The following is a 2,051-nucleotide window of genomic DNA, read 5'->3' on the forward strand; positions in this document are numbered from 1 at the left end:
CCGGTCGCCAACTCGGGCGCGGTGGCCGCTCGGCGCCGCGTGCGCCGGATCTCGACGGGTGCCGGTGCGGGCCGTGCGGGCGCCGGTGCCTCGAGATGTTCGGTGCCGTCACGGTCCGTGGCGCGCAGGCGTACGGCCTCCGCCGGGGCCAGAGCTACGAGGGTCAGCCCCTCGGCCGTCGCCCGCCCCGGCACTCCGGCCGCCGGCGCCGGTATCTCGACCCGGGTGTCCCCGACGACGACGGTGACCGGCACCTCGGAGGAGAACACCAGCACGCCCTCCCCCGCCGCCACCAGGTCCGCGGACGCCAGAGTGAGCGTCCCCTCGTGGCCCCACGGGCTCAAGGGCACGTCCAGCAGCATCAACGGGCACGAGTCCGCCGCCACGGCGACCGGCACCCCGTTCACGACCGCCGTTCCCGTCCCCGCTCCCGTCCCTGTCTCCGTGTCCGTCTCCGTTTCCATCCCCGTCTCCGTCTCCGTCCGAGTCCCGAGATGCGGTACGGCGAGGAGCAGCCCGCCTCCGTCGAGTCGCAGGGCCGACGGTGACGAGCTGGTCGGGAAGTCGGTGGTGACCGGCGTGCGCGGGACGGTCGGGACGGTGAGCGCCAGGTGTGGTCCCAGGGTGTCGATGACGCGGGCGAGGATCTGGGCCTCGGCGTACTCGGGGCGTTCGGTGCCGGTGGAGGAGACGTAGCCGCCGAAGTCGTAGCCATGGCTCATGAGGTTGCCCGGCCTGCCCCAGTTCCCCGCGGACGGGGTGTATCCGAAGTTCCAGCCGGAGGACTGGAGATAGGGGGCGATCAGCGAGGCGCCGCTGGCCAGGAGGCGGCGCAGGGTGCGGTGGCGGCGGTTGGTCTCGGTGATCAGCAGGGGCAGGTCGCGCTCCGCCAGCAGCTCGGCGTAGCACCGCACTTCGGGTTCGATGTGCGGGGAGTCGTCGTCCGGGTAGAAGTTGCACGCCGGTACGACGCCGGGGACCTCGCCGGTGGCGCCTTCGAGGTCGCCCTGTCCGGAGCAGGCGATCAGCGGCACGGTGATGCCGTGACGGACGGCCTGGTCGCGCAGGGCGGTGAGGTAGCCGGTCCGGTCCTCGCAGTCGAAGAAGTCCAGCTCGTTCTCCAACTGCACCATGATCACAGGGCCGTTCGCCGGGTACTGGCGCTCGGCGAGGAGCGGCAGCGCCTGGTCGAACCAGGCGGTGACCCGGTCGAGGAAGCGCGGCTCGTGCTGACGGACCCTCAGCTGCGGGTCCAGGCCCAGCCAGGCCGGCAGTGCGCCGCCGTCCCACTCGGAGCAGATGTAGGGGCCGGGCCGTGCGATGACGTACAGCCCCTCCTCCTGCGCGAGGTCGAGGAAGGCGGCGACGTCCCGCCGGCCCTCGAAGGACCAGCGGCCGGGGGCGGTCTCGTGGAAGTTCCACGGCAGGTAGACGTCCACGCAGGTGTAGCCGGAGGCCCGGACCTGGGCGAGCCGGGCGCGCCACTGTTCCCGGGGCAGGCGGAAGTAGAACAGGGACGCGCACAGGACGAGCCGCGGACCGCCCTCGAACCGGATGCCGCGGGCGTCGAGCACGATGCCCTGGCCGGGTGTGGTGCCCTGGCCGGGTGTGGTGCCCTGGCCAGGTGTGGTGCCCTGGCCAGGTGTGGTGCCCTGGCCGAGTGTGGTGGTGGGGTGGCTCACTTGACTCCCGCGCTTCCGCCGCTGATGTCCATTTCGTACAGGTACTTCTGGCCGAGGTAGTAGACGAGGATCATCGGCAGGGCGAGCAGGATCGAGCCGACCATCACCAGGTTCCAGGGCGGCGCCTGGCCCGCCTGCGAGGTGGCGGTGATGTACTGCACGCCCAGGGCGAGCGGCATCTTCGACTCGTCGTTGAGGTAGATCAGGGGGCCCATGAAGTCGCCCCAGGTGTGGGTGAGCGTGAAGATGCCGATGGCGATCAGGACGGGCCTGAGCATCGGGAACATGATCCGCCGGTAGACGCCGAAGAAGCCCAGGCCGTCCATCATGGCGGCCTCGTCGAGCTCGCTGGGCAGCCGGGAGACGAAC

Annotated in this window: 2 protein-coding genes; both read right to left on the reverse strand. The window is 71.4% G+C overall.

Annotated elements, in window-relative coordinates; genetic code table 11:
* Positions 1–1,682: beta-galactosidase (locus tag ABZ281_RS47340; protein WP_356664808.1), on the reverse strand; the 1,682-nt coding region annotated here is incomplete at its 3' end.
* A partial coding sequence (locus ABZ281_RS47345) for an ABC transporter permease subunit (protein WP_356664810.1) occupies positions 1,679–2,051 on the reverse strand: 373 nt, incomplete at its 5' end. The genes ABZ281_RS47340 and ABZ281_RS47345, both read right to left, overlap by 4 nt.

The organism is Streptomyces sp. NPDC006265 (assembly GCF_040613555.1).
GTDB lineage: Bacteria > Actinomycetota > Actinomycetes > Streptomycetales > Streptomycetaceae > Streptomyces.